The following is an 18,788-nucleotide window of genomic DNA, read 5'->3' on the forward strand; positions in this document are numbered from 1 at the left end:
CCCCCCCCCCCCCCCCCCCCCCCCCCCCCCCCCCCCCCCCCCCCCCCCCCCCCCCCCCCCCCCCCCCCCCCCCCCCCCCCCCCCCCCCCCCCCCCCCCCCCCCCCCCCCCCCCCCCCCCCCCCCGGGGGAAGCCGAGGATATTCGTGACGGTCGTCAGGGGCGGCGGGCATCGACCGCCGGGCTGGAGGGGAGAGGTCCCGGGAGCGGTATACGGGCTCTATCAGAGTTGCCTGTTGTCGACCCCATGGGAACTCGAAGCAACCCGAAGAACCCACGGCTGCCCCCACCCAGCCCGGCGGTCGATGCCCGCCGCCCCAGGTCGATGCCCGCCGCCTCGTTAGAAGCTGAGGAAGTTCTTGAGCATGGTTTTGCCGTGCTCGGTGAGGATGGACTCGGGGTGGAATTGGACGCCGTGGACGGGATGCTCCTTGTGACGCAGGCCCATGATTTCGCCCTCCGCAGTCCAGGCCGTGACCTCCAGGCAGTCGGGCAGCGTGTCGCGCTTCACGATCAGCGAGTGATACCGCGTCGCCTCGAAAGGGCTCGGCAGGCCGGCGAAGATGCCGAGATCCTCGTGCAGGATCGGCGAAGTCTTGCCGTGCATCAGCCGGTCGGCGCGGACGACCTCGCCGCCGTAAACCTGGCCGATCGATTGATGCCCGAGGCAGACCCCGAGCACCGGCATTTCCTTCCCGAACTCGCGGATCACATCCATCGAGACGCCCGCCTCATTCGGCGTGCAGGGACCGGGGGAAATGCAGATCCGCGAGGGCTTCATCGCGCGGATCTGGTCCACGTCGGCGTCGTCGTTGCGGATGATCTTCATCTCCACCCCCAGCTCCCCGAAGTACTGGACGAGGTTGTAGGTGAAGGAGTCGTAGTTATCGATGACGAGAAGCATGGGGGTAAGAGCTGAAAAGCTGAAAAGCTGAAAAGCTGAAAAGCTGAAATGCTGAAATCAATCTTCCAGCGTGCGGGCCAAGGCGATGGCACGTAGCATGCCCTTCGCCTTGTTGACGGTTTCATTGTACTCGTAGGTCGGGTCGGAATCGGCCACGACGCCGGCGCCGGCCTGAACGTAGGCGCTGCCGTCCTTGAGGAGGCAGGTGCGCAGCGTGATGCAGGAATCGAGCGAGCCATCAAAGCCGAACCAGCCGACCGCGCCAGCATAAGCGCAGCGCTTGTTTTTCTCGAGCTCGTCGATGATCTGCATGGCCCGGATTTTCGGTGCGCCGGACACGGTGCCCGCGGGAAAGGTGGCGCGCAACACGTCGTAGGCGCTGTGCCCGGGGGCAAGCGTGCCGTGGACGTTCGAGACGATGTGCATGACGTGGCTGTAGCGCTCGATGATCATGAAATCATCGACCGTCACGCTGCCGTGCTCGGCGATGCGGCCGACGTCGTTCCGCGCGAGATCGACCAGCATCAGGTGCTCGGCGCGCTCCTTCGGGTCCTGGAGCAGGTCGTCGGCCAGGGCGTCGTCCTCGTCCTGGGTTTTCCCCCTCCAGCGGGTGCCGGCGATCGGGCGGATATCGATGCGGCCCGCGATCGAGCGCACGTGGACTTCCGGCGAGCTGCCGACCAGCGAAAAGCCGTCCATTTCCAGGATGAACATGTACGGCGAGGGATTCACGTGGCGCAGCGCGCGGTAGAGATCGACCGGCGAACGCTCGAAGGGCGTGCGGAAGCGCTGGCTGGGCACGAACTGGAACACGTCGCCGGCGGCCACGTATTCCTTCCCGCGGCGGACCATGTCCTCGTATTCGGCCTGGGTGGTGTTGCTTTCGGCCTCGACCGGGTCGATCTCGACCAGCCCGTTGAGAGCCGGCACGTGCAGCGGGCGGGCGAGCATCTCCACGGTGGCGGCGATCTTTTCCCGCGCGGCGATGTAGGCGGCCTCGGAGCTGTCGTGCTCGTCGAGCAGGGCGTTGGCGATGACCAGCACGCGGTGGAGCTTTTGGTCGAAGACCACCAGCGTGTCGGCCAGCACGAACATCGCGTCGGGCACGCCGAGGTTGTCCGGCGGCGGACTGGAAACGGTGGGCTCGAACTGGCGGACGGCGTCGTAGGCGAGGTAGCCGACGAGGCCGCCGCAGAACGGCGGCAGGCTGCCGTGGAGCACCGGCTGGTAGGATGCCATGTGGCGCTGCAGCGCGGCGAGCACGTCGTCCTCGACCGTCTCGGTGGTCACTCCGGCACCCTCGCGGAGGGTGATTTCCTTCCCGCGGGCCTCGATCACGCGCCGCGGGCCGCTGCCGAGGATCGACCATCGTCCGCTCTTGTCGGTGCTCTCGGCACTTTCGAGCAGGAACGAGTGACGGCCGTCGCGCACCTTGAGGTAGGCGGACAACGGCGTCTCGAAATCCGCGGCGAGCTGGGTGAAGACGGGAACCACGTTGCCCCGCTTCGCCAGCCGCGCGAATTCGTCGAGCGACGGTTCGATCGGGATGGGATTCACTTCGCGGCGGAGTGTGGCCGTGAAGCGCCGGCGTGCAAGTCTCCAGCGCCCCGCGCTTGGCCGGTGGATCGCCCCGCGCCCGCCTCAGCGCCCCTTCAGCAGCTCGCGGCTGCTCCACAGATAGTTGGCGCCGGAAATGACGGTCAGAGCCAGCGCCACCCACAGCGAGATCGGCATCAGCCAGCCGCCCTCGGCTGCCGGCTTGGCGAGCTTCCAGAGCAGATCGGCGATCACCCCGCGGGACTCCATTTTGGAAAACGAAAGCCACACCAGCGCGGTGATGACGAAGGTCAGCTGGAAGGTCGTCTTCCATTTTCCCAGCCGATCCGCGGCCAGCACCCGGCCGGCTTCCACGGCGATCTGCCGCAGGCCGGTCACCAGGAACTCGCGCCCGATGATCACGCAAGTCACCCACACCGGCGCGAAACTCAGTTTCGACATGAAAACGAAGGCCGCGCAGACGAGGATCTTGTCCGCCAGCGGGTCGAGCAGCTTGCCGAGCGGCGTCACGAGACCCATTTTCCGCGCCAGATAGCCGTCGAGCCAGTCGGTCGCGGCCGCCACCGAGAAGCAGACCAGCGCCGTCAGGTAGCCGGGAAATCCCGGAAAACTCATGGCCGCGACGAAGATCGCGGCCAGGACCAGGCGGGAAAGGGTGATCGCATTAGGCAGATTCACTTCCCGACTGTGGAGAATGCATACCTGTATGGCAACTAGGGGTTGCGTGAAGCTTTCGCCTTCCTTAACAGGGGCGCCGCTCCCCACCAGAGCCTCCACCATCATGAGCAACAGTGATTTCGGCCTCATCGGCCTGGCCGTCATGGGCCAGAACCTCGTCCTCAACGTGGAATCCCGTGGATTCCAGGTCTCCGTTTACAACCGCACCACCTCGGTGACGGAGGAATTCGTCGCCGAGCACCCGGACAAGAAAATCGTCGGCACCAAGACCCTCGAGGAATTCGTCCAGTCCCTCGCCACCCCGCGCAAGGTCATGATCATGGTGAAAGCCGGCGGCCCGGTCGATGCGGTGATCGAGAGCCTCATCCCGCTGCTCGACAAGGACGACATCATCATCGACGGCGGCAACTCGCTCTACACCGACACCGAGCGCCGCGATGCCTGGTGCAAGGAGCACGACCTCCGCTTCATCGGTGCCGGCGTTTCCGGTGGCGAGGAAGGCGCTCGCAAGGGCCCATCCATCATGCCCGGCGGCCCGCCGAGCACATGGGAGGTCATGAAGCCGATCTTCGAGAGCATCGCCGCCAAGGTCGATGGCGTGCCCTGCGTGACCCACATCGGCCCCGGCGGTGCCGGCCACTTCGTCAAGATGGTCCACAACGGCATCGAATATGGCGACATGCAGCTGATCTGCGAGGCCTACAACATCTTCAAGGCCGCCGGTTTCTCGAACGACGAGCTGGCCAACATCTTCGCCGACTGGAACGCGGGCGACCTCGAGTCCTTCCTCATCGAAATCACCGCCAACATCTTCAAGCAGAAGGATCCGGAAACCGGAAAGGACATCGTCGACCTGATCGTCGACAAGGCCGGCCAGAAGGGCACCGGCCGCTGGACCGTGATGGGTGCCGTCGAGCAGGCCGTGCCGCTTTCGACCATCGCCTCGTCCGTCGAAGCCCGCATCCTGTCGTCGATCCGCGACCAACGCCTGGCCGCCTCGAAGGTGCTCACCGGCCCCTCGAACACTGGGTTCCAACTCGGCGACCTGAGCAAGGAAGAGCTCGTCACCATGGTCCGCGACGCGCTCTACGCCTCGAAGATCGTCTCCTACGCCCAGGGCCTCGACCTCATCTCGAAGGTCGGCAAGGAAAAGGAATGGGGCCTCGACCTCGGCGCCATCGCCCGCATCTGGCGCGGCGGCTGCATCATCCGCGCGAAGTTCCTCAACCGCATCACCGAAGCCTACGAAGGCGACCAGCAACCGACCAACCTGATGCTGGCTCCGTTCTTCACCGGCGTCCTGACCGACGCCCAGCAGAACTGGCGCAAGGTCGTCGCCCTCGCCTGCCTCAACGGCATTCCGGTTCCGTCCTTCGCCGGCTCGCTGGCCTACTACGACAGCTACCGTGCCGAGCGCCTGCCGGCCAACCTGCTGCAAGCCCAGCGCGACTTCTTCGGTGCCCACACCTACGAGCGCCTCGACAAGCCCGAGGGCGAGTTTTTCCACACCTCCGACTGGCCCGAGCTGATCAGCTGAGGCTCCCGGGCATTCATTTTACGAAAAAGGCGGCTCCGATCCCGGGGCCGCCTTTTTTTGGAGCGCCGATTTCATCATCGGCGCTCCATTTCACCGCTCCACGCTGATCATCACCGCGCGCTGCGGCACGCCATGCTCGTCCCGCACGCAGGCCGTCACCTGCGGCTTCTCCCACGCCCAGTCGAACGATAGCGTTCCGAAGTTCGCCGGGCGGAACATTTCCCCCACCCGGTAGCGGTTCGGTTCGGTGCCATCGCCCAGCGGCAGGTTCAGGCTACTCGAGGTGATGTCATACAGCGGGTAGCCCGTCGTTTCCCGATCCACGGAAATCTCCGCCACATGCCGGTCGCCGCTCAGAATGATCACCGGCGGCATCTCCGGCTTCGCCAGCAGGTCGAGCAGCCGCTTCCGCTCCGTCGGGAAGTTCCCCCACTTCTCCCACGGATGCTCGGCCGCCAGCACTTGGATCGACGACACCAGCACGTTCACTTGCGCCTCGCTTTCCCCCAGCACCTTTTCCAGCCACTGCCACTGCGCCTCGCCGAGCATCGCGCCATCCGAGCCGACCTCGTCGCGGAAATAGCGGAGGTCCAGCAGGATCACCCGCACCATCTTTCCCGGCGGGCCGAAATCCGCCACCGAGTAGACCCCCTCCTGCACCCGCCGCGGGCTGTTTTCCGGCACATCCAGGAAATCCAGCAAGGCCACCTGCGCCTCGACCTTCTTCGGATATTCCTTGCCGGCGTCATTGCGGCCGTAGTCGTGATCGTCCCAAGTCCCGATCACCTGCGAGCCCGCGCGGATCCGCGCATAGGCCGGCAGCTCGCGCACCACCTGGAACTTGGCCCGCGTTACCGCCATGTCTTCCGTGTCGGCGTAGATGTTGTCGCCCATCCACAGGAAGACATCCGGGTCCAGCTCCGCGATCGCCTCCATGGCCGGCGCGGGCAAGGCCTGCTGGAAGCACGAGGCGAACGCCAGCTGCTTGATGGGCTCGGCGGCAGTCAACGATGAGACCGACACAAAAAGGGTAAAAAAGAAGGACTTCACGGAACCCCATTGGCCTCCGTGAAGTCCCCGTGGCAAGCCTTTCCCGATGACCGGTCAGACGCCACGATTCACCTCGTCGACCTGCTCGTTCAGCGTCAGGTAGTCGTAGACATAGCCCACGAGGAACAACCCGCCGGTGAGGAGCCAGATGATCCCGCTGAACACCTTGCCCATGTAGAAGCGGTGGATGCCCAGCGGGCCGAGGAAAGTTTGCAGGATCCAGGCGATGGAATAATCGCAGCGGCCCGCCTGGTATCTCAGCCCCGCCTTGCGGTCCATCGAGGGGATCAGGAACAGGTCCACGATCCAGCCGATCAGGAACAGGCCACCGGTGAAAAACCAGATGGTCCCGGAAATCTTACGTCCATAGTAGAAGCGGTGCGCCCCGAAGAATCCGAAGATCCACAGGAGGTAGCCGATGGTCTTGCTGTGAGTCTTTTGCATGACCGGAGCATCGCAGGGCCGGCGCCGCCCGCGATGGGAATTCCCGCCTGCGTTTGGAACCTGAAATGACACCCGCAGCCCGACCGTAACCGCCAGCTCGATGAAACTCCTGCTCCTGGCCTTTCTCATGACCACCCTCAGCTCGCTCGCCGATGGCGAACTCCGCCACCTCGTGTTCTTCAAGTTCTCCGACACGGCCACGCCGGAGAAAATCGAGAGGGTTGAAAAGGCCTTCGCCGAGCTGCCGGAAAAGATCGACACCATCGTCGCCTTTGAGTGGGGCATCAACATCAGCAAGGAGCAGAAGGACAAGGGCTTCACCCACGCCTTCCAGCTCACCTTCAAGGACCAGGCCGGGCTCGATGCCTACCTGCCCCACCCCGCCCACAAGGCGTTCGGCGCCAAGCTCGCCGGCCTCATCGACGACGTTTTCGTGTTCGACTACATCGCGAAATAACATGGCCACGCCCGATCGCCGCACTTTCCTCGGAACCTCGATCGCAGGACTTGCCGCCGCCTTCGGTCCGCCCGCGCGCGCCGCGGAAACGGAGGCGTCGGTCGCGCCCCCCCGCTCCTTCGTTTACCCCTTCCGCATCGGCGAGGTGGAGGCGTGGTCCATTTCCGATGCCGACCTCGAACTCGGCGAGGGCCTCGACCTGATGTGGCCCCGCGAGGCTCATCCTCGCATGACCGAGCTCATGCAGCAGCACGGCGAGTCCACCGCCACCCTGCCGCTTTACGTGAACGTTCTGGTGCTTCGGCACGGAAACGAGGTCGTCCTTTTCGACGCCGGCTTCGGCGGCCGCGGAAACCCGAAGCTCGGCTGGCTGGCGGACGGGCTTGCCTCGATCGGCATCCTTCCGGACCAAGTGACCGCCGGCTTCCTCAGCCACGCCCACTCCGATCACCTCAACGGCTTCATTTCCGACGGTCGCCCTGCCTTTCCCAACGCCGCCTTTCATCTCCTGCCGGAAGAACTCGCCTTCTGGCAGGGCAAGGATCCCGACTTCTCCAAGTCGAAGCGCGACAAGCGACCCATCCCCGGGATGATCGACGAGGTCCGCCGGAACTTCGACATCCTCCGCTCCCACACCCAACCGGTGAAGGACGGCGACAAGCTCCTGAATGGCCTCGTCACGGTTCATGCCGCGCCCGGCCACACCGCCGGCCACGCCTGCTTCCGAATCCGTTCCGGAAACGCCGAACTCCTCCACCTGATGGACCTCGCCCACCACCACCTGCTCATGTTCGCCGATCCGGCGTGGACCATCGCCTTCGACCACGATCCGCAGACCGCCGTCGTGACCCGCAGACGCTTCTGGTCCGGCGCGGCGGAAAGACGCACCCGCTGCTTCGGCTTCCACCTCCCCTGGCCCGGCCTCGGCCACATCGTCAGCGACGGACCCGTCTACCGTTGGCAGGCGGAGCCGTGGCGGTGGTTGGCTTGAGAAGCGCTGCTCAGCCTATTTCCTCGGTGCCGGGATTTCCTCCATTTCCCCGTCCGAGGCCGGCAGACCCACGTCGGCGGGAATGGACTCCACCGACGCATCCGCCGAGAGCACCAGCCGTTTCCGCCCCACCGCAGGCGACACCAGAACCGGGCGATCCGCCGCAGGAGTTCCACCTTCATAGGAGTAGTAGATCCACTCGCCCGCAGCCATTTTAGGAACGGTAAGGACGGTGGTGAGATCTTCGACGCCAGCGGCCTCCAATTGCTCGAAAGGATGGATGCCATCGATCGGCAGGGTGACCTCGGTCTCGGTCTGCACCAACTCTTTGGTTTCCCGATTCGGATACGATCCATACTCCACATCGAACTCGATGAGATGCATCGAGATGCGTTTCATGTTTGTGATCACGAGCGTTCTTTCAGCCGCCTGCTTCTGCCGGAGGATCATCGGTGCCGCCAATCCGGCCAGCGCCGAAATGCCTACCAGCACCATCAAGACATAGCTCGTCACCAAGCCTGCAACCGCGAGGCCTCTTCCGTCCTTGCCCGTCTTCTTGATATCCGACAGCGCGAGATGACCGAGGATCACGCCGACCAGTGAACTCACCCCACACGTGACCAGGCCGGCGATTCCACAAATCAGACTGGCCAAGGCCATCCCGGATCGGGCGGCGACCTGAGAAGGAGGAATGGGCGGCATGTTAGGGTTGGATTCCATATCGCCATCCAAGCACCCGGATTATCGCCCGGCAAGCCTGCCAGCCAATGGGGCGGCGGGCATCGACCGCCGGACAGGGCCGTGGAAGCACGCCTTCCCGGATAAGACGCTCCGAGCCCCTCCGAGCCCTTTCCCGATCAAAAAACCGCCGTCAAGGACCTCGAACCAACACTCCGACGTGGCCACCTCTCCGATCCAGCCCGGCGGTCCATGCCCGCCGCCCCGGTCTCAGCCCTTCGCTGCCCCGCCTCGGCCAGCTGGGCGGGCTCGATGGATTCGATCCCGCGCTGCAGCCTCGTCAGCCAACGGGGCGGCGGGCATCGACCGCCGGGCAGGGCCTTGGAAGCACGCCTTCCCGGATGAGACGCTCCGAGCTCCTCCGAGCCCTTTCCCGATCAAAAAACCGCCGTTAAGGACCTCGAACCAACACTCCGACCTGCCCACCCCTCCGATCCAGCCCGGCGGTCGATGCCCGCCGCCCCGGTTCTCAAGCTTTGGCTGCCTTGGCCATCCGCTTGCGCTCGTTCGGATCGAGGATCCGCTTGCGCAGGCGCAGGAAATGGGGCGTCGCCTCCACCAGCTCGTCGGCCTCGATGTATTCGATCGCGCGCTCGAGCGAAAAGTCCTTCGGCGGGCTGAGCTTGCCACCCTTGTCCTTGCCGGCGGAGCGCATGTTGTCGAGGTGCTTCTCCTTCACCGGATTCACGATGAGATCCTCCGCGCGCGGGTTTTCCCCGACCAACATGCCGGTGTAAACCTCGGCACCCGGACCGACAAAAAGCACGCCGCGATCCTCCAGCGCCTGCAGCGAGTAGGCCGTGGTCACGCCCTTCTCCATCGATACGAGGGTTCCCGTAATTCGCGTGGTGATCTCGCCCGCATGCGGCGCGTATTCCTTGAAAAGGTGGCTCATGATGCCGTGGCCGGAGGTCAGGTTGACCAGCTCGGTCTCGAAGCCGATCAAGCCGCGGGTCGGGATGTGCGCCTGGATCAGGGTCCGGCCGCTGGCCTCGACCTCCATGTTTTCCAGCATGCCCTTGCGGTTGTTGAGCGCCTTGAGAATACCCTGCGAGTACTCGTCCGGCGCTTCGACGTAGAGCGTTTCGAAGGGCTCCATCAGCTGCCCGCCCTCGTCGCGGCGGTAGATCACCGTCGGCCGCGAAACGAGCACCTCGTATCCCTCACGGCGCATCGTTTCCACCAGCACCGCGATCTGCATCGCACCGCGGGCCGAGACCTTGAACACGCCGGCCTTGTCGGTTTCCTCGACCATGATCGAAATGTTCGTCTTCACCTCGCGCATCAGGCGGTCGAAGATCGCCCGCGAGGTCACATGCTTGCCGTCCTTGCCGGCCAGCGGGCCGTCGTTGATCGAGAACTCCATCTGCACCGTCGGCGGATCGATCGCCACGAAGGGCAGCCGCTCGGCGTCCTCGTTGGCGGCGAGCGTGTCGCCGATGTCGATGTCATCCATGCCCGCCGCGATCCCGACGATCCCGCCGGCGCTGCCGCCTTCGGAGTCGTGCGTGGCGAGGCCCGAGTAAGAAAAGGTCTTCATCACCTTCGAGCGCTGCTTGGTGCCGTCCTTGCGGAGCAGCCAGACGCTGTCGCCCTTTTTCACCGATCCACCGAGCACCTTGCCGATCGCCACCCGGCCGACGTAGTCGTCCCAGTCGATGTTCGAGACCAGCATGGAAAACGGCGCGTCCTCCTTGGCGGCCGGCTCCGGGACGTATTCGACGATCTTTTTCAGCAGCGGCACGCAGTCGACCCGCTCGTCGTCCGGCGAGTCCATGAAGTAGCCGTCGCGCGCCGAACCATAGAGGAAGGGTGCCTCGAACTGGTCCTCGGTCGCGTCGAGGTCGAGGAAAAGCTCCAGCACCAGGTCGTGAACCTTCTCGGGCGTCGCCAGTTCGCGGTCGATCTTGTTGACCACCACGATCGGCTTCAGGCCTTCCTGCAGCGCCTTTCGCAAAACGAAGCGGGTCTGCGCCTGCGGGCCACCGGTCGCATCCACCACGAGCAGCACGCCGTCGACCATCTTCATCACGCGCTCCACCTCGGCGCCGAAGTCGGCGTGGCCCGGAGTATCGACGATGTTGATCGTGTAGCCCTCCCAGTGAATGGAAGTGTTCTTCGCCTTGATGGTAATGCCCTTCTCGCGTTCGAGGTCCATCGAGTCCATCGCACGCTCCTGTTTCTCCTGGTTCTCACGGTAGGTGCCACCGGCCTGCAGGAGTTGGTCGACCAATGTGGTTTTCCCGTGGTCGACGTGGGCGATGATGGCGAGATTGCGGATATTCAGGGACATGGCGTCGGCGGCGTTGGCGGAATTGCCGCGGCCCTATGGACGCAATCCCGCCCCATGGCAAGCCCCGAGGCGGGACAGGGGTCCTCACGGGTCCATCCAGGCCCGCAAGTCGAGCTCCGGGTCGATCGTGGTCCCATCCACCAGCCACTCCGCCAAGCGCCGCGCCACGCCCGGCGCATAAAGCGATCCCTTCGAGCCCAGCCCGTTGAAAAACACCTCGCCCTGCCACTGCCCGATCAGCGGCATGCTCCGCCGCACGATCGGCCGCACCCCGGCCTCGTGGTTCACCACGTGGAAATCCCCGACTCCCAGAGTCCGCAAAATTTCCTCCACCCGGGTCCGGCCCGCCCCGGTCGGTTCGCCATCCAGATGGTCCCATTCGTAGGTCGCGCCGGCCTTGAAAAACCCGTCCCCCACCGGCACCAGCCAGCCGCCTCCCCCGATCAAAATCCGGGACTCGTCCCACCCCGGAATCCGCACCGTCAGGATCTCGCCCTTGGCACACCGGTGCTCTCCCAACTTTCCGGCCACCAGATCAAACATCCCGCCACATCTCACCACGCGTCCCTTCTTCGATCTTTTATCTTCGATCTGCCATCTACCGATCGTCCCCTCGCAAAACGCCCGCGCATCTACCCGCCCGCCGCCTTTCAGCCACACCGCCGCCCGCCAGCCATCCACGTTTTCCTCCACCCGCTCCACCCACCGCGCCACCTCCGGCAGCTCCAGCTTCTTCGCCACCTTCGGCCACTCTTTTTCCGCCACCAGGCGCACCACCGGATGGGGAAACCACAGCTGCCTGCCCAGCTCGCGGCCGATCTTTTCGAAAAACGCCACCGACTCCGGCAGGAACTCCGCGATCCGCCAGCTCGGCTGGTAGTTTTTTCCCGTCACTGGATTCACCAGCCCTGCCGCCACCCGGGAGGCCTCGCCGCTCCGCCGCTCGCCCACCAGCCGCACCTCCACGCCGCGCGCCCTCAGCTGCCAAGCCAGGCAGCACCCCGCCAATCCGGCCCCCACGATTTCCACCCCTTCCGACATGCCCGGAGATGTAGCTGCCTCCCCCCCCGCCAGGCCACCTTAGAGTGCGGGGATTCATCCCAGCTTTCCCAAAGGCGATTCATCGCCGTCGCCTCACCCCACGGGCCTGAAGTCCCCACCCTGAAGCTGCGACCAATCGCACCCGTCGAAATCCACAGTGCCCACGCTACCCCATCACGTCCTTCTATCTCCTTCCCGCCCTCGGTCCGATCCGCTAGATAACCCACCATGAAACCCAGCCTTCTTCCCCTGCTGGCGGCCTTGGCCGTGCTTCCCGCCCGCGCCGAGACCGACCTCGGCTTCGCCGAAAAGTTCGCCGACCCCGCCACGCGGACCGAAGCCTTGTCCGAGCTTGTCCCCGGCACCCGCGACTGGTTTTTCCACACCGCCCTCGACCAGCAGCTGCGCGGCGACGCCACCGGCTTCGCGAAAACCCTCGCCGACTGGCGCGCCGCCTCCGAGCGCAAGCAGAGCCCGGTCGATCGCGACGGCCTCGACTCCCTCGCCACCCGCGAGCTGCTGCTCCGCTATGAGTCGGATCCGGAAAAATGCCTCACCGACCTCGCCCGCACTTTCCACCTCAAGTTCGAGGATGCCCGTCCCGACGCCCGCGCCGTTGAGAAGCTGCCCGACGCCCTCGACCCGCAGCTCGTCTCCGACGAAGCCTTCGAGCAAGCTGCCGCCCGCGAGGTCAATGGGACTCCCTGGCGCAGCTACCGCGAGGAGCGGCTCCTCGCGTCCCTCGATCAGCTCGACACCTTCACCGAGCCACGCCTCCGCTACTACCTCAGCACCCTCCGCCGCGCCGACCATCCGGGCATCGTCCGACTCGTTGCCCGCGGCCTTGCCCTCGATCCACCGGTCGCCTTCGGCCAAAGCCCGCTGCACGAAAAACTCACCCTTGCCCAGCTCGACGAGCTGCTCCAGCTCCAGCCCGGGCTCAATTCCAGCCAGGCCTTCGTCACCGCCCGCCTGCGGAAAATGCGGCGTCACACCCACGACGAACTCGTCCGCCAACCCGAGCTCCACCTCGCGCTGCTCCAGCGCCTCCGCGAGGCCACCAACGATCTTCCGCCCGCGCTCATCTCGCTCCGCGCGCACATTCTTTTCCACCTGCTCCGCCTCGAGCGGGAAACGGGCGAACCGAAGCTCGACGACTTCCTCGCCTACCTCGCCATCCCGCGCCGCAGCCACGAGCTGCTCGCCACGGACGAAAATGCCGACGCCCCGCGCATCGACCTCTCCGAAGAATGGCAGGACATCACCGACTGCCGCCCGATCGGCGACGATACCCCGCTCATCCGCGACCTCCTCTACCATTTCCTCGCCACCACCGACTCCGCCGACCGTTTCGCTCCCTTCATTCCCCACCACCTCCTCACCCCCATCCACGCCCGCGCCCGACTCCTGGCCGGGGCCGATCCCGAACGCTGGGGCAAACGACTAGAACCCTCGGAGTTCGCCGACCTCCGCGACAGAACCCTCATCGAGTTCGCCCCCGGCCGACCGGATGTCTTCGACGCCGAGTCCGCCGTTTCCCTCCGCCTCGACCTCAAAAACACTCCCGAGCTGCACATCCGCATCCACGAGCTCGACCTGCCCGGCATCCTCCGCCGCCACGGCCGCCAGCCGGAGGTCGATCTCGACCTCGCCGGACTCGTCGCGCATCACACGCGCACCCTCGTTTTCGAGCAGCCGCCGCTGGTTCTCCATCGGGAAAAGATCGACCTCCCCGAACTCGCAGGACCCGGCGCCTGGATCGTGGAATTTGTCTCCGAGGGCCACTCCTCCCGCGCCCTCATCCGCAAGGGCAGCCTCGTCCCCTATCTCGAGCCATCCGCCAGCGGACAAGTGCTCCGCATCTTCGATGAGCACGGCGAGACCGTCACCGGCAGCTCCCTCACCCTCGGCACCGAGACCTTCACCGCCGATCAGGCCGGCCTCATCTCGATTCCCGATTCCGACCTGCCCGCCGCCGGTCCCGCCGTGCTATCCCGCGGCCGCTTGGCTTCGCTCGTCGAAATCGGCAGCCGCCAGGACCGCTTCCAGCTCGCCACCCGTTTTCATGTCGATCGCGAGCAGCTCCGAGCCGATGCCGAGGCGCGCGCCCGCATCCAGCTCCAGCTCTCCAACCACGGCATCCCGGTCGACCTCGACCGCATCGAAAACGCCCGCCTCACCCTCGCCGCCACCTTCGTTTCCGGCGTGACCACCGAGCACGTGGTGTCCGATGATCTCCAGCTCGCGCCCGTCTTCACGGTCCCGTTTCAGGTTCCGGCCGACTCCATTTCGCTGACCCTCCGGCTCGATGCCACCGTGGTCCCGCGGGAAAAGGCCGACCCCGTCGAGCTGAACGGCTCCGCCACCTTCCACTTCAATTCGCTGCTCAAGGACGGCTTCGCCCACGCCCACCTCACCGCCACCGACCAAGGCCATTTCCTCGAACTCCGCGGTCGCAATGGTGAGCCGCTGCCCGAACGGGCCATCGACTTCCGTTGGAAACGCGACGGCTTTTCCAATACCATCGATACCCGCCTCCGAACCGCTTCGAACGGTCGGATCGAGCTCGGCGCGCTCGACGGCATCGTCAACTTCACGGCTTCACTGAACGGGAAACCCATCCTTGAGATCAGCCAGTCCGAGCTGCGACCCGTGATCGACCTGCCAGCTTCCATCCGCATCGCCTCCGGCGAAACGATTCGCCTGCCCCTCGAGGGTTCTCTCGACCGACTCCACTACTCGTTTCTCGAGCTCGGCATCGATGACCGGCCCAAGGCCGATCGCTTCGACGCGCTTCGCGCCACCGACGGCCAGCTGGAGATCGCCGGGCTTTCGGCTGGCAGATACTCCCTCGCCACACCCGGCTCATCCGTTTCCGTCCACGTCCTCGCCGCCGAGGAAAAGAACGGCCTGCTCCTCACGCCAAGCCTCATCGTCCCTCACCAGCCCGCCGAGCTGCCGGTCACGCTTGCGGCCGCCATCGAGCACGAAACCCTGACCCTCCGTCTCGCCCGGACCACCGCCAACACCCGCGTCCACCTCATCGGGACCCGCTTTCTCGAAACGCCCTTCAGCGACCGGCCACTCATCCCGGTCTCCGCGTCCAGCCGGCCAACCATTGAGGCGGCCTTCATCCCCTCCGGCTACCTCACCGACCAGACGCTCGACGAGGAAACGCAGTACATTCTCCGCCGCCGCAGCCTCAACCATTACCCAGGCACCCTGCTCCCGCGGGCCGGGCTCCTTGCCCACCGCTGGAGTGAGGAGGAAAGCACCGGAGTCCTACCCCCTCCGATGAAGGGTGAGGCAGGACGCCTCGAGCCGGCGCCGTCACGGGATGCGAGCCGCTCCGGAGGCACCGATCCCTTCAGCGCCGGCGGCGGAGGCTCTGCGGACGGATTGCCGGACTATCTCGACTACCTCTCCAGTTCCTCGGAGGTGCGCTATGATCTCACGCCCGCCGAGGACGGCACCATCGCCCTACCCTTGGCCGGATTCGAGCGCTGCCAATCGATCCGGGTGGTCATCACCGACCGCGACTACTACGAACGCCGTATCATTCCCCTGCCGGAAAGCGAACTCCCGCTCCGTGACCGCCGACTCGCCCGGCCACTCGATCCCGAAAAGCACCACGTCGGCACCCGCCGCGCCGCCGCCCTCATGCAGGGCGCCGAGGCCGTCATCGACAACATGCTCGACGCCGACTGGCGCGCCTTCACGACCCTCAAGGAAGCGCACGGCTTCCTCTACGGCGCCACCCGCAGCGAACGACTCCGCGACATGGCCGGCATGCTCGATTGGCCGGAATTCGACGAGCAGTCGAAGCTCGCCTTCTGGTCCGACCACGCCTGCCACGAACTCCACCTCTTCCTCTCCCGGCGCGACCCGGAGTTCTTCGCGAAATATGTCAAACCCATGCTCGAGCAGAAACTCGAGCCCACCTTCATCGACGACTACCTGCTCGGCCGCGACCTCACCGCCTACCTTCGCCCCTTTGCCTGGGACCGCCTCAATGCCGCCGAAAAGGCTCTCCTCGCCCGTGCCCTGCCCGACGCCAAGGCGCGCATCGTTTCCGAACTCGAAAACCGCTGGCAACTTGAAGCCCCCGCCCCCGAGCAGGAAGCCCGACTCTTCACCCAAACCCTCCGCGGCACCGACCTCGCCACCTCGGACTCCCTTGGTATGGCTCGAAATGAAGCCAGCGACACCGGAGGCGTGATCCAGAAATCCGCCGGTTCAAGTTACGTGCTTCAAAAGCTCAAAAACATCGTGATTCCGGTCATCGACTTCGAGGACACCAGCGTTGAGGAGGCCATCGATTTTCTCCGAGTGCGATCCATCGAACTCGACACGATCGAAGCCGATCCTTCGAAAAAAGGCATCAATTTCTTCCTTCGGAGACCGCGAGGCGGAGGCGGATCGTTTCAGACGGGCGTCGATGACGGAGGTTATATCGAACCGGGGGACCAACGCATTGCCGAACTCCGGCTCCGCAATGTCCCGCTGTCCGAGGCACTAACCTACATCTGCGAAGCCACCCGCCTCCGCTGGTCGGTCGATGATTTCGCGGTGACGATCAAGCCCGCCACCGAGGTGGGTGAGGACCTGTTTACACGCAGCTTCCGCGTCCCGCCGGACTTTCTGGCGAGAATCTCGGGCTACGGCGCTGACGATAGCGGGGTAGACGATCCGATCGCCGTCACCGGCGATAGAGGGGCGTCCGCCCTCGCTCCAAGAATGAGCATCATCGATGCCCTCAAAGCTAATGGCGTGAAGTTCCCCGAAGACTCGGCCGCTCAGTTCCGGGCTGCCGATGAGATGCTGATCGTCCGTTCGACTCCCACCAACCTCGACCTCATCGAACAGATTGTCAGCGCCACCGGCGTAACGTCGGGATCAGGCGGTGCGGGACTCGATCCTGGAGATTCGGATCCCTTCGCAGCACCCGAACTTCCGAACTCGGTCGGAGGTAGCTTCTACTTCGGCCGCCAGTCCTGGTCCGGCGATCGCTCGCAAACCCGCATCTGGTCCGAATCGAACTACGATCACCACCGTAGCACCGACACCGGCGAGTCGCTGATCCCGCTCAACGCCTTCTGGCTCGACCTCGCCAAGTGGGACGGCAACGGCCCCTTCCTCTCGCCGCATTTCAATGCCTGCACCCACTCGCACAACGAGGCCCTCATGTGCCTCGCCCTGCTCGACCTACCCTTCTCCGCCGAGCGGCCCGAGGTCCACACCGATGGCCCCACGCTCCGGGTGAAGGCCCGGGAACCGATGCTGCTTTTTTACAAGGACACCCGCGAGACCGACCAGGTCGCGCCCGAGTCGCCGGTCCTCGTCCGCCAGACCTTCCACCGCCTCGACGACCGTTTCCGCACCGAAGCCGGCCGCCAGATCGAGAACACCCTCACCGGCGATTTCCGCACCGGCACCGCCTATGGCTCGTCGCTGGTTGTCACCAATCCCACCGGCGCCGGCCGCCGCATCGACGTCCTCGCCCAGATCCCCGCCGGGGCGATCCCGTTGTCCGGAAAAGACGCGACGCTTTCCGAGACCCGTGAGCTGCCACCCTATGGCGTGCTCACCTTCGACCTCGCCTTCTATTTCCCGGAGCCCGGCGACTTCTCCACCTACCCGCTCCACGTGGCCGAGGGAAAAACCATTCTTGCAACTGGTCCGCAGCGAACGCTCCACGTCACCGCCGACGATCCGGTTGAGGACAAGGCTTCGTGGAAGGTGATCGCCCGCGACGGCACGGACGAAGATGTGCTGGCCCGCCTCCGCAGCGAGAACCTCCATGCCATCGACCTCAGCCTTATCGCCTGGCGGCTGCGCGAACGAGGCTTTTACAACCAGGTCATCGCCACCCTGCGCGACCGCCTCATGCTGCCGCAATCGATCGCCCGCTACGCCTTCCTCCACGGGGACACCGCCACCATGGGAGCCTGGATTGAGGCCGAGGTTTTCCCCCAACACCTGCCCTCTTTCTTGAGTCTCGGCGATTTCCTCACCTCTCCCGTCCTCGACGTCCGCCCGACCGTTCACCGCGGCTGGCAGTCGCTGGAATTCGATCCGCTTGTCAACCCGCGAGCCCACCAGCTCGGCGACAACCCGCGTTTCCACCAAGATGCCGTGCAGTCCCACTATCGCGACTACCTCGACCAGCTCGCCTGGAAACCCGCGCCCTCCGGCGACGACCAGCTTCACCTCACCTGGTTCCTCTTCCTCCAGGACCGCATCGGCGAGGCCCTCGACCGCTTCGCGGAAATCGACCGCAGCCAGGTCGCTACGACCCGCGCCTACGATTACCTGCACGCCCTCGCCCTCTTCCATCAGTCGAAGCCCGGCGAAGCCGCGGCCATCGCCGCTCAATACGCCGAACTTCCTCCCGGACCGTGGGCCGAGCGCTTCCATGCCGTCATTTCCCAAGCCGCGGAAATCGCCAAGCTGACCGACCAACCGGATTCGAAAGACAGCAACGCCGCGCCTGAAAAAGAAGCCCTGCAGCTCGAACTCGGCATGTCCGAAAACGGCAAACTCCGAATCTCCGGCCGCGGCCAGGAGCAGGTCGAGCTTTCGCTCTATCAGATCGATCTCGAGATGCTTTTCTCGCGCAATCCCTTCCTCCAGGAAGCCGGCGAGCTCCCCGGCACCCGGCCGAACCGGGTCGAGACCGTGGCCACCGACGAAGTCGATCTGCCCTCCGGATTCCAGCGCGGCAATGTCCTCGTCTCCGCCGAGTCCGGCACCGCCAAGACCTTGCGCATCCTCGACAGCCGGGACCTGGAAATCGCCTGCCGCCGCGCCGATCCCGTGCTGCAGGTCCGCGCTCCCGACGGCGCCCCCATTTCCGCGGCCTATGTCAAAGTCTATTGCGAGCGCGCCGGCGAGGCCGAGTTCCTCAAGGACGGCTACACCGACCTGCGCGGCAAATTCGACTACCGCACCCGGACCGACGACCTCGCTCCGCCAAGCGGTCGCATCGCCATCCTCGTCACCCACCCCGACCACGGCTGCCGCACCCTCGTCGTCGAGTAAGGGGGCGCGAGCCTCCGGCTTGTGACAGGAGCGACGGACCTCCGCGAACAGGAAACAGC

The 18,788-nt window shown here is 65.3% G+C and carries 12 protein-coding genes; 4 read left to right on the forward strand and 8 right to left on the reverse strand.

Annotated features, from left to right (window positions below; genetic code table 11):
• Positions 1–338: 338 nt before the first annotated feature.
• The 3 genes from ABXH26_RS10635 to pgsA form a co-directional block, all read right to left on the reverse strand.
• A complete protein-coding gene (locus tag ABXH26_RS10635; RefSeq protein WP_353567046.1) occupies positions 339–902 on the reverse strand; it encodes an anthranilate synthase component II in 564 nt (187 codons plus the stop codon).
• A 57-nt stretch (positions 903–959) separates the two neighbouring features.
• Positions 960–2,459, reverse strand: coding sequence for an anthranilate synthase component I (trpE, locus tag ABXH26_RS10640; protein ID WP_353567047.1), 1,500 nt, complete (start codon positions 2,457–2,459; stop codon positions 960–962).
• A gap of 84 nt (positions 2,460–2,543) precedes the next feature.
• A complete protein-coding gene (pgsA, locus tag ABXH26_RS10645) occupies positions 2,544–3,137 on the reverse strand; it encodes a CDP-diacylglycerol--glycerol-3-phosphate 3-phosphatidyltransferase (protein WP_353567048.1) in 594 nt (197 codons plus the stop codon).
• A 103-nt stretch (positions 3,138–3,240) separates the two neighbouring features.
• Here pgsA and gnd point away from each other — a divergent pair, with 103 nt between their 5' ends.
• Positions 3,241–4,674 carry a decarboxylating NADP(+)-dependent phosphogluconate dehydrogenase gene (gene gnd, locus ABXH26_RS10650; protein ID WP_353567049.1) on the forward strand — a complete coding sequence of 478 codons (1,434 nt, stop codon included), beginning with the start codon at positions 3,241–3,243 and terminating at the stop codon, positions 4,672–4,674.
• A 90-nt stretch (positions 4,675–4,764) separates the two neighbouring features.
• Here the strand turns inward: gnd and ABXH26_RS10655 are convergent, their stop codons facing one another.
• Both ABXH26_RS10655 and ABXH26_RS10660 read right to left on the reverse strand, forming a co-directional pair.
• Positions 4,765–5,682 carry an alkaline phosphatase D family protein gene (locus tag ABXH26_RS10655; protein WP_353567050.1) on the reverse strand — a complete coding sequence of 306 codons (918 nt, stop codon included), beginning with the start codon at positions 5,680–5,682 and terminating at the stop codon, positions 4,765–4,767.
• A 96-nt stretch (positions 5,683–5,778) separates the two neighbouring features.
• The gene (locus ABXH26_RS10660) at positions 5,779–6,168 is read right to left on the reverse strand and encodes a TM2 domain-containing protein (protein WP_353567051.1); all 390 of its coding nucleotides are present in this window, start codon (positions 6,166–6,168) and stop codon (positions 5,779–5,781) included.
• Between the two features lie 100 nt (positions 6,169–6,268).
• On the opposite strand from ABXH26_RS10660, the gene ABXH26_RS10665 reads away from it, so the two are divergent.
• Positions 6,269–6,625: a Dabb family protein gene (locus tag ABXH26_RS10665; protein ID WP_353567052.1), complete on the forward strand. Its 357-nt coding sequence runs from the start codon at positions 6,269–6,271 to the stop codon at positions 6,623–6,625.
• A gap of 1 nt (position 6,626) precedes the next feature.
• Positions 6,627–7,616 (forward strand): MBL fold metallo-hydrolase, encoded by a 990-nt coding sequence (locus ABXH26_RS10670; RefSeq protein WP_353567053.1) that lies wholly within the window; start codon positions 6,627–6,629, stop codon positions 7,614–7,616.
• A 15-nt stretch (positions 7,617–7,631) separates the two neighbouring features.
• Here the strand turns inward: ABXH26_RS10670 and ABXH26_RS10675 are convergent, their stop codons facing one another.
• The 3 genes from ABXH26_RS10675 to ABXH26_RS10685 all read right to left on the reverse strand — a co-directional run bounded on the left by ABXH26_RS10675 (position 7,632) and on the right by ABXH26_RS10685 (position 11,688).
• A complete protein-coding gene (locus tag ABXH26_RS10675) occupies positions 7,632–8,348 on the reverse strand; it encodes a DUF4190 domain-containing protein (RefSeq protein ID WP_353567054.1) in 717 nt (238 codons plus the stop codon).
• A 475-nt stretch (positions 8,349–8,823) separates the two neighbouring features.
• Positions 8,824–10,647 (reverse strand): translational GTPase TypA, encoded by a 1,824-nt coding sequence (gene typA, locus ABXH26_RS10680; protein WP_353567055.1) that lies wholly within the window; start codon positions 10,645–10,647, stop codon positions 8,824–8,826.
• Positions 10,648–10,731: 84 nt separating this feature from the next.
• Entirely contained in the window at positions 10,732–11,688 is a 957-nt protein-coding gene (locus ABXH26_RS10685; protein ID WP_353567056.1) for an NAD(P)/FAD-dependent oxidoreductase, read from the reverse strand.
• Positions 11,689–11,916: 228 nt separating this feature from the next.
• Here ABXH26_RS10685 and ABXH26_RS10690 point away from each other — a divergent pair, with 228 nt between their 5' ends.
• The gene (locus ABXH26_RS10690) at positions 11,917–18,729 is read left to right on the forward strand and encodes a hypothetical protein (protein ID WP_353567057.1); all 6,813 of its coding nucleotides are present in this window, start codon (positions 11,917–11,919) and stop codon (positions 18,727–18,729) included.
• Positions 18,730–18,788: the final 59 nt, after the last annotated feature.

It is taken from the genome of Haloferula sargassicola (assembly GCF_040362925.1).
In the GTDB taxonomy this organism is placed as follows: domain Bacteria; phylum Verrucomicrobiota; class Verrucomicrobiia; order Verrucomicrobiales; family Akkermansiaceae; genus Haloferula; species Haloferula sargassicola.

What these genes read in the sequence shown, in the direction of transcription:
- ABXH26_RS10635 (WP_353567046.1), bottom strand. Translation starts at nt 902, where the DNA reads ATGCTTCTCGTCATCGATAACTACGACTCCTTCACCTACAACCTCGTC.
- gnd (WP_353567049.1), top strand. Translation starts at nt 3,241, where the DNA reads ATGAGCAACAGTGATTTCGGCCTCATCGGCCTGGCCGTCATGGGCCAG.
- ABXH26_RS10660 (WP_353567051.1), bottom strand. Translation starts at nt 6,168, where the DNA reads ATGCAAAAGACTCACAGCAAGACCATCGGCTACCTCCTGTGGATCTTC.
- ABXH26_RS10665 (WP_353567052.1), top strand. Translation starts at nt 6,269, where the DNA reads ATGAAACTCCTGCTCCTGGCCTTTCTCATGACCACCCTCAGCTCGCTC.
- ABXH26_RS10670 (WP_353567053.1), top strand. Translation starts at nt 6,627, where the DNA reads ATGGCCACGCCCGATCGCCGCACTTTCCTCGGAACCTCGATCGCAGGA.
- typA (WP_353567055.1), bottom strand. Translation starts at nt 10,647, where the DNA reads ATGTCCCTGAATATCCGCAATCTCGCCATCATCGCCCACGTCGACCAC.
- ABXH26_RS10685 (WP_353567056.1), bottom strand. Translation starts at nt 11,688, where the DNA reads ATGTCGGAAGGGGTGGAAATCGTGGGGGCCGGATTGGCGGGGTGCTGC.
- ABXH26_RS10690 (WP_353567057.1), top strand. Translation starts at nt 11,917, where the DNA reads ATGAAACCCAGCCTTCTTCCCCTGCTGGCGGCCTTGGCCGTGCTTCCC.